This is a genomic window from Pelomonas sp. KK5, from assembly GCF_001984095.1.
Taxonomy (GTDB): domain Bacteria; phylum Pseudomonadota; class Gammaproteobacteria; order Burkholderiales; family Burkholderiaceae_C; genus KK5.
In genome coordinates this window covers 1-479 of sequence record NZ_LYVQ01000562.1, presented here as the reverse complement: position 1 = coordinate 479, position 479 = coordinate 1, and the positions used below count along the sequence as shown (strand labels likewise).

Annotated in this window: 1 protein-coding gene; it reads left to right on the top strand. The window is 73.9% G+C overall.

Going from position 1 to position 479, the window contains the following annotated elements; translation table 11 throughout:
* A partial coding sequence (locus B0W88_RS32260) for an autotransporter-associated beta strand repeat-containing protein (protein WP_198938022.1) occupies positions 1-479 on the top strand: 479 nt, incomplete at both ends.

The window sequence follows — 479 nt, the reverse complement described above, 5'->3', positions numbered from 1 at the left end:
GACCAGACCATCGGCTCGCTGGCCGGCAGCGGCAGCATCGACCTGGGCAACCAGCGGCTGGCCGCCGGCAGCGACAACAGCTCCACCACCTTCGCCGGCACCATCAGCGGCAATGGCGGCCTCAGCAAGCTCGGCACCGGCACGCTGCTCCTCTCCGGCAGCAACAGCCAGTCCGGCATCACACGGCTGCAGGCCGGCACGCTGGCGCTGGACGGCGGCAGCGCCCAGGGCGACACGACCGCCCTGGACATCAGCGCGGGCGCCACGCTGCAACTGGCCGCCAGCGAGACCATCGGCTCGCTCAGCGGCGCGGGCGCGATCGCGCTGGGCGAGCAGCGGCTCACCGTCAATGCCGGCACCGACAGCGCCTTCTCCGGCGCCATCGCCGGCGGCACCGCTGGTGCGCTCACCAAGACCGGCGCCGCCACCTTGACCCTGGGCGGCAACGGCGACTGGGGCGGCGAGACCCGCATCGACGG